Origin of the sequence: Carnobacterium sp. (assembly GCF_032094055.1) — a bacterium.
Taxonomy (GTDB): Bacteria; Bacillota; Bacilli; order Lactobacillales; family Carnobacteriaceae; genus Carnobacterium_A.
Genome location: NZ_DAMDAK010000017.1, coordinates 21,776 through 27,017 on the forward strand (window position 1 = coordinate 21,776; position 5,242 = coordinate 27,017).

At 35.7% G+C, this 5,242-nt stretch carries 7 protein-coding genes; 5 read left to right on the top strand and 2 right to left on the bottom strand.

What is annotated here, in order from left to right; all coding sequences use genetic code 11:
* Positions 1–143, top strand: a 143-nt coding sequence (locus RT405_RS13480) for a hypothetical protein (protein ID WP_396163247.1), incomplete at its 5' end; no start/stop codon positions are given.
* 81 nt (positions 144–224) lie between these two features.
* Here the strand turns inward: RT405_RS13480 and RT405_RS04330 are convergent.
* Positions 225–827: a hypothetical protein gene (locus RT405_RS04330; protein WP_313467871.1), complete on the bottom strand. Its 603-nt coding sequence runs from the start codon at positions 825–827 to the stop codon at positions 225–227.
* A gap of 312 nt (positions 828–1,139) precedes the next feature.
* Here RT405_RS04330 and RT405_RS04335 point away from each other — a divergent pair, with 312 nt between their 5' ends.
* The 4 genes from RT405_RS04335 (at position 1,140) to RT405_RS04350 (ending at position 4,459) form a co-directional block, all read left to right on the top strand.
* A complete protein-coding gene (locus RT405_RS04335) occupies positions 1,140–1,616 on the top strand; it encodes a DUF2975 domain-containing protein (protein WP_313467872.1) in 477 nt (158 codons plus the stop codon).
* Between the two features lie 10 nt (positions 1,617–1,626).
* A complete protein-coding gene (locus RT405_RS04340) occupies positions 1,627–1,848 on the top strand; it encodes a helix-turn-helix transcriptional regulator (RefSeq protein WP_313467874.1) in 222 nt (73 codons plus the stop codon).
* 201 nt (positions 1,849–2,049) lie between these two features.
* Positions 2,050–2,775, top strand: coding sequence for an ABC transporter ATP-binding protein (locus tag RT405_RS04345; RefSeq protein WP_313467876.1), 726 nt, complete (start codon positions 2,050–2,052; stop codon positions 2,773–2,775).
* Between the two features lie 28 nt (positions 2,776–2,803).
* Positions 2,804–4,459 carry a hypothetical protein gene (locus tag RT405_RS04350; protein ID WP_313467878.1) on the top strand — a complete coding sequence of 552 codons (1,656 nt, stop codon included), beginning with the start codon at positions 2,804–2,806 and terminating at the stop codon, positions 4,457–4,459.
* 110 nt (positions 4,460–4,569) lie between these two features.
* Here RT405_RS04350 and RT405_RS04355 read toward each other — a convergent pair.
* Positions 4,570–5,242: sulfurtransferase (locus RT405_RS04355; protein WP_313467880.1), on the bottom strand; the 673-nt coding region annotated here is incomplete at its 5' end.

Here is a 5,242-nt window from a genome sequence, read left to right on the forward strand (position 1 = left end):
CTGACCAATTATTGGAAGGATTTAATTATGGTAAAGGTTGCATTCGAATTAAAAAGACAATTGAGATTAATAAAACAGGACTTGAAACCTTTATAAAGCAAACGATTGAAAAGTGGAGAGCCGGCGAGAATATTTCCTGTTAACGAATTGGAAAAATACAACTCTTTTTAAAAAGTATGCTGCGCCCTTAATGATAGGGATGCAGCATACTTTTTTGTTTGAAATCAGTATTTCTTTTTTGGATGCCGATCAATAACTTCAGGGTATTTTTCAAGCAATTCTTTTCCAGCTGGTGTTAATTGATATCCTCTGACTTTGAAATGAGGAGCAAGCTGTTCTTCTGTTAATTGTTCTTTAGCTAGTTCCATCAACTCTGTTTTGTTCAATTTAGAATAGCCTGTCAGCCCAAGCTGCTTGAAAATCGCTTTTAATTGGGCAGCGTTAAGATGAGTTAATGAATCAGTCGCTGAAAGTTCTTTTGCATAACCTTTTTGTTGAACTTCATCTAAGGCTTGCTTTGCATTGATACCATAGTCGTATTCAAAATATTTTGGGAAAACGCTCGTATTCGTAAATGTACCAAAATTTATGCGCCATAATAAAATAAGGTAGCCAGGAAGGATGTCTTCCTCCAACCGGATCATATTTCGCTTAGGCACTGTACTTCCTGAACCGATACTGACCGAGCTTAACCATTCAGCCAAATCACGTTTTGGCGATATATAAGGCGCTTCCGCATAATCCTCATAGAGTGTGAGAACGTTTTGTACATCTTTGTTCTTTAAATCTAAATGACTATTTTGTTTATCGATGTTAGTTGTATTCATTAGAATCTCCTTTGCATGCTGAATAATTTTGCTTCTCTTCTATTTTGATAAATGACAGAAGAGAAGTCAATAGATTTAAAAAGGATTCAATCCTATTTTATCATAGAGCAGGATATTATAAGTTTTTCTGCATTCAATGTTTAGCGGGCCAGCTAAAATATGATCGCATTTTCTCTCTCGCATACTGTTCAACATTTTTGTATCTGTTTATTTCAGATAGTTTAAGAAAAACGTAATTCAATATAAATATATTGTAAAACGATAAATAAGATGTTAAAGTGAAATAAATAATTATTAAATGAGGTGTTTGTTATGAAAAAAGGTACCACACTCTTTTTAAAATTAGCTGTTATTCTTATCGGACTCCCGGTTCTTACATTGAGCTTATTTGGATTGACAAGGTTAATTAATAATCCAGTGAGTCCGGCCTATGATCAATTATTATATCCCATTTTGACCGGTATATATGTATCTGTTTTACCATTCTTCATTGCTTTATACGAAACATTTAAACTATTAAATCATATTGATAAGAATCAAGCTTTTTCTGATCTATCTGTTAAAGGGTTAAAAAATATTAAATTTTGTGCATTAGCAATCAGCAGCTTATATTTGGTCATTCTGCCATTTGTTTATGTCGTAGCAGAACTAGATGATGCACCAGGTCTCATCATTTTGGGAATGGTTCCTGTTTTTGCTTCACTGGTGATTGCTGTCTTTGCTGCTGTTCTGCAGAGACTGCTACAAGAAGCGATTAGGATAAAATCAGAAAATGAATTAACAGTCTGAGGTGAATAATATGGCAATTATAATTAATATTGATGTGATGTTGGCTAAAAGGAAAATGAGCGTAACGGAACTTTCGGAGAAGGTTGGAATCACGATGGCGAATCTTTCTATCTTGAAAAATGGAAAGGCAAAAGCGATTCGATTAACAACTTTAGAAGCGGTTTGTAAGGCTTTAGAATGCCAGCCTGGTGATATCTTGGAATACAAAAGTGATGAAGATACTCAAGAGTGATTCAGAATAATTCTGCAATTGCTCTTTTTTATTTATGTTCTTTGATGGGACGATCAAAATTGTTCTTGAAAAAGACTACTATCAATAGTTCTATATTGGAGAAGAAAGATGTCCAGATAAAGAGAATAAATTAAATTAGACTATAGAAAAGGATAAATAACTGTTAAACTACCATTGAGAATCAAGAAAGGGTGCACGGAAATGTTAACCATCAGTAATTTTAGCAAGACGTATAAAGGCGGGAAAAAAGCAGTAGATAATATTAATCTTAATGTAGAAGTAGGAGATATTTTTGGTTTTATTGGTCATAATGGAGCAGGAAAAAGTACGACAATCAAATCAATAGTTGGAATTCTTGATTATGAAGAAGGAGAGATCTTAATCGATGGTCACTCAATGAAAGAAGAACCGCTTTTATGCAAGCAGGCTCTCGCCTACATACCAGATAATCCAGATCTTTATGAACATTTGACGGGCATTCAGTACTTGAATTTCATTGCAGATGTTTTTGGTGTTCCCTCAGCCATTCGAAAAGAGAGAGTAAGAAAATATGCAGATTTGTTTGAAATTACCGGAAATCTTGGCGATCTAATTTCCTCGTATTCGCATGGTATGAAGCAGAAGTTGGCTATTATATCAGCTGTGATACATGATCCGAAGTTGCTGGTATTAGATGAACCTTTTGTTGGCTTAGACCCTACAGCTGCCGTTGTATTAAAGAAAATAATGAACGAACTTTGCAATCGCGGAAGTGCTGTTTTCTTCTCAACTCATGTGTTGGATACTGCCGAAAAGTTGTGTAACAAAATAGCTATGATCGATCATGGAAAACTCGTTTTTGCAGGAACTATGAAAGAAATGTTGAGAGAAAAAGAGGGCAGTTCCTTAGAAGATATTTTTATAGATATTCTGAATCATCATGAGTAAACAAAAAAGGAGGAGGATGTATTAGCTTATGAATGATAGGGATACAAAAATAAAACGAAAAAATTTAAGTTGGCTCCTTGCAAAAAATCGGTTGATAGAGCAGCTTGGTATCAATGTTTTTTGTTATGAAAAAGATAAACGTAAAAGAAATAGCAAGATGGCAGTGACAGCAGCTATTATTATTTGTTTGATTATGATTATTGTTTATTGTGGCGGAATGGCCTATGGTTATGCATATCTAGGATTGTCAGAATTGATTCCTAGTATTGCCTTGATCATCAGCAGTCTATTTGCGTTATTTTTTTCATTATTCAAAGCGAATGGGGAATTCTTTGCTTTTAGTGATTATGATCTTGTAATGTCTCTGCCGGTTCCAGTAAGGACGATTATCAGCAGCCGGTTTTTGAATATGTATATTTGGAACACATTCATTACATTTCTTGTGATGTTTCCGATGGGAATTATCTATACTTGGTTTGCCAAGCCGGCTTTTGGTTCTTATCTTATGTGGATTGCAAGTATCTTTTTAGCCAGCCTGATTCCTACTACTGTGGCGGCCATTTTTGGAGCGGTTATTACAGCAATTTCATCCAAGTTTAGATACGCAAGCGTAGTAGCTACACTACTTTCCATAACGTTTGTAGTAGTATTCATGGTATTTTCCATGACTTTTTCAACATCGGATACCGGTCTTGGTGAAATTGTAGATTCTCAGACAGGAAATATAGATGCTGAGGCCTTTTCATCCATGGCTCCTGTTATTTCTGACAGCTTGAATCAGGTATACCCACCAGCAAAACTTTTCATGGAAGCAGTAGTAGATGGAAAAATTCTTTCTTTTTTACTTTTTGCAGGAATTTCTATTGGCTGGTATATCCTTTTTGTACGCCTATTATCTGTAAAATATAAACAGATTAACACAGCTTTGATTTCGCATATAAGCAAGGGGGATTACAAACTAGGAGTATTGCAGCAGAGCAGTATGCTGTTGGCTTTATATAAGAAAACCATTATGCGTATTTTAAAGTCTACGGTATGCGCTACGAATTTGCTGGTTGGTTGTGTCCTTGCCATCTTGTTGGCTGTTGCTACATTGATTGCTGGACCTGAAAAAATACTGCAGAGCCTTGATATTGTTGACTATTTGCCTATTGTAAAAAACGCAGCTGGCTATGTCATTGCAGCTATGGTGTGTATGACAAATACGACCGCTGTTTCACTTGCATTAGAAGGAAAGAACATCTGGTTGATTAAATCCTTGCCAGTTTCTCCGAAAACACTGTATGATAGTTATTTACTAACTAACCTGACTTTTACTATCCCGACTTCCATTATCTGCTCAATCTTGTTTAGCATTTCCTTGAAAACAGGTTTTATCGAAACGGTCCTGGTGATACTGACTCCGCTTAGCTTTGCGTTATTTACTGCAGTAGCTGGTATCTTTATTGGAAACAGAATGGCCTACTATGACTGGCAGGAGGAAACGCAACTCATCAAGCAAAGTATAATGAGTCTAATTGGGATGTTAGGCGGGATGCTGCTGATTCTGATTTGTGGGGTGATAGCTAATGTTGGTATTCTTCCAATAACAGCAAATGCAGTTACCTTTACTTTAAATATCCTAGTTTTAATACTTGCAGCAATGATTTATTTATATGAAAGCAATCGTCCGATAAAAGAATAAAAGACAAATTATTTTAGGAAAATAAAAAATAAAGAAGACTCTTCAAGAAGTGAATTTCTAGAGGAGCCTTTTTTATACTGTTCAAACTGTACCATTCGCGATATTTTATTTCACTCTTTTATTACTTCATTCTCATCGTAACTAACCCAATCGCTGTAACCGCCTGGATACAATTTTGGCTTTAAGCCCGCTTCTTCCATGAATAATGCATTCACTGTCCCTGTTATACCTGAACCACAGTGGACGATAATCTCTTTGTAGTTTTTAAGCGGTTTAAATTTTTCGTTTATATCTTTACTATCAATTATGGTCCCTTCATCGACCAAATCCATCCAAGGATAATTTAAAGCAGTGGGTATGTGTCCAGGTAATTTATCCAATGGTTCCACTTGTCCTGCATACCGTTCATATGCTCTAGAATCGACAATAGCTATATCTTTTGACGCAGTAGCTGCCTTTACCTCTGCGATTTCAGCAATCATCGTTTTATCTAAATTTAAACTTAAAGAGGTCGATTGTTTAGGCTCTGGAATATCTGTAGTAGTTTCTAGTCTATTCTCAACCCAACATTTCATGCCGCCTTCTAATAAAAATACATTGTCTTTACCAGCGTATTTTAGCAACCACCATAACCTGCCCGCCATGGCCAAATTTCCATCATCATAAATAACTATGGTAGAGGAATCACTGATCCCTAACTTTTTCATCTCGGCAATAAAAACTTCCATATCTGGTAACGGGTGCCTGCCCCCATGATTGCCAACTTCTCCAGTCATGGTATTT

What these genes read in the sequence shown, in the direction of transcription:
- RT405_RS04330 (WP_313467871.1), bottom strand. Translation starts at nt 827, where the DNA reads ATGAATACAACTAACATCGATAAACAAAATAGTCATTTAGATTTAAAG.
- RT405_RS04335 (WP_313467872.1), top strand. Translation starts at nt 1,140, where the DNA reads ATGAAAAAAGGTACCACACTCTTTTTAAAATTAGCTGTTATTCTTATC.
- RT405_RS04340 (WP_313467874.1), top strand. Translation starts at nt 1,627, where the DNA reads ATGGCAATTATAATTAATATTGATGTGATGTTGGCTAAAAGGAAAATG.
- RT405_RS04345 (WP_313467876.1), top strand. Translation starts at nt 2,050, where the DNA reads ATGTTAACCATCAGTAATTTTAGCAAGACGTATAAAGGCGGGAAAAAA.
- RT405_RS04350 (WP_313467878.1), top strand. Translation starts at nt 2,804, where the DNA reads ATGAATGATAGGGATACAAAAATAAAACGAAAAAATTTAAGTTGGCTC.